General features: G+C 40.9%; 3 protein-coding genes and 1 pseudogene. 2 read left to right on the forward strand and 2 right to left on the reverse strand.

The window, feature by feature from the left end:
* On the forward strand, positions 1–492 hold a 492-nt coding region (locus tag WG89_RS28705; protein WP_153301905.1), incomplete at its 5' end, for an NAD-dependent epimerase/dehydratase family protein.
* 161 nt (positions 493–653) lie between these two features.
* Here WG89_RS28705 and WG89_RS31840 read toward each other — a convergent pair.
* Together WG89_RS31840 and WG89_RS31845 are read right to left on the reverse strand one after the other, a co-directional pair.
* On the reverse strand, positions 654–1,001 hold the full coding sequence (locus WG89_RS31840; protein WP_216638588.1) for a hypothetical protein: 348 nt from the start codon (positions 999–1,001) through the stop codon (positions 654–656).
* Between the two features lie 107 nt (positions 1,002–1,108).
* Positions 1,109–1,447, reverse strand: a complete 339-nt coding sequence (locus tag WG89_RS31845; RefSeq protein ID WP_216638589.1) for a hypothetical protein — start codon at positions 1,445–1,447, stop codon at positions 1,109–1,111.
* 164 nt (positions 1,448–1,611) lie between these two features.
* Between WG89_RS31845 and WG89_RS31850 the strand changes: the two are divergent.
* A pseudogene (locus WG89_RS31850) lies at positions 1,612–1,892 on the forward strand (hypothetical protein); the annotation flags it as partial.

A 1,892-nucleotide genomic window follows, 5' to 3' on the forward strand; every position in this document is an offset into this window, starting at 1 on the left:
TTATCAAAAAAACATATCTATGAATGGGGTAAGATGTATGCAAAAGAAAATAAAATAAAATTCTGTAATGTTAAACTTGAGCATATGTATGGTCCAAATGAGGGGAGTGAAAAGTTTACAAGTTATATAATTAAAAGTTGTTTGAATAATGTACCTGTTATTAAATTAACTCCAGGTGAGCAGAAAAGAGATTTCATCTATATCAGTGATGTTGTTTCTGCTTACAAGACATTACTTGAAAGTAATAATCTGCCCTATTTTGAAGATTTAGAGTTAGGTAGTGGTCAGGCAGTTAGTATAAAAGATTTTGTTCTTACTGTTCATAAGAAAGCTAATTCAAAAAGTAAGCTCGATTTTACTGCGATCGAATATAGAAATAATGAAATAATGCATTCTCAAGCTGATAATAGAAAGTTGTTTCAGTATGGCTGGAAACCGTTAGTTTCATTAGAAGATGGTATAGATGAAATGCTAAAAAGTAAAATCGAATAATTAACACTGATAAACAACCAGGGTTAAATCATGAAAACCTTTGACATAATTGATCTGTCATGGGTATTTGTTTTCTTATTAAAAGAGCTTGTATTTAATCTCTGTGGGTCAGTATTTTCCAATTGAAAAATGAGCCTGAAGAAGAGTGCATGACTCCGGCCTCAGGCTGGTCGTTCATAGATGACTGTTAGTAAGTTCTCTCTGGCGTTTTGAAGCCTTTGTGCCGCTTCATTATCGGTCATGCCATGGGCTTTCGCCTCCAAACTTTTTAGGGTGACTCCGCTCTTCAAGTATTGCTGAGCATCTTGCAGAGAAACAACATAGGGCGTCATCATATCTTCGTAACGGAAACGCTTTCTCTCTTTGCCCTTCTTGTCCACGTAAACAACAGGAAAGAAACAAGGCCGGTGATAGTTCAGATAAAGGTTCAAGTATTCTCTGTCGAACGGGTTGACCTGCACGGCAAACTGCTGGGGAATATGGGCGTATCCCAGTATTTTACTGATCACTGAACCATTTTTGCTTTCCACCAACGCATTGTCATTACTGTGCCGGGAACGTGACTTTGTAAGGCTATGTGAAGCTTGTTCAACAGCTTGGCCACCTTATGGTTGATTTACTCTGAGCCGTTGTCAGAATGGAACGCCAGGAGCTTGAAAGGGAACGTCGCCAGAATCTCTTCCAGTACGGGTATCATGAAGGTTTCGCTGATGCGCTCCACAGAACAGACCACCTCAAACTGGGTGACGTCATCGACAGCATTGATGTGATATAGCCCTTTCACGCCATCCTTATCGCCCTGGTGAACCCTATCAATTCGAATAAACCCCGGCCTGCCCTGAGGGTCTGGACGACGGCGTACGCCAATAGCTCTCTGAACTGAGCGAGTCCCATTCTTCTTGCGTCGTACCGTCTGATAAGTGTGAGACTGCCTGAGGTTGTACAAGTGAGACACGGAAATCCCTGCAGCCTTTCATAACGCTGATCACCCTGCAGAAGAGCTCGTTCGCAGAGTTTCTTGATGGCTGGCCCGCTGAGGTCATTGTGCAGCCGGTCCGTCTCGGCCAGTAGCCTGACATCCGCTTTGGTTTCGTAGTATAAAAGAGTGATTTTGTCCGAATGATACAATTAAATACTCATAATAGGCAGATCTTAGAGAGTGTAATTTATAAGGCTGGCTCTATAATTGCATTTTTTATGCTAACGCCTGTAATGTTACGGTTTCTTGGAGAAGAGCGCTACGGTATCTGGCTAACACTGTTTAGTGTGGTTTCCTGGAGTCAGATTTTTGATCTGGGTATTGCCAATGGTGTTAGAAATAAAGTATCTAATAGCATTGGTAAAAAGAAATATTTAGAAGCAAAAGAATACATAGCTACAGGGTTTATTTGTCTCTTTAT

Origin of the sequence: Endozoicomonas arenosclerae (genome assembly GCF_001562015.1) — a bacterium.
Lineage (GTDB): Bacteria > Pseudomonadota > Gammaproteobacteria > Pseudomonadales > Endozoicomonadaceae > Endozoicomonas_A > Endozoicomonas_A arenosclerae.